This is a genomic window from Stenotrophomonas sp. STEN029 (assembly GCF_056760015.1).
Map to the genome: position 1 here is coordinate 1 of NZ_JBRREC010000209.1, position 213 is coordinate 213.

1 protein-coding gene is annotated in these 213 nt (G+C 68.1%); it reads right to left on the minus strand.

The window, feature by feature from the left end:
- Nucleotides 1-213, minus strand: a 213-nt coding sequence (locus ACVOLI_RS20535; protein WP_481615791.1) for a M24 family metallopeptidase, incomplete at both ends; no start/stop codon positions are given.

A 213-nucleotide genomic window follows, 5' to 3' on the forward strand; every position in this document is an offset into this window, starting at 1 on the left:
GGTCAACACACGGTGCCCGTCCTCGGTGATCAACACATCGTCCTCGATGCGGATCCCAATGCCGCGCCAACGCGCCTCCACACTGCGATCGTCCGGCGAGATGTACAGGCCCGGCTCGATGGTGACCACCATACCCGGCTCCAGTACGCGGGTCATGCGCAGGTAGGGATGGCCGGCCGGGCGCTCGACGCGGCCGCCATCTTCGCTGGCGGC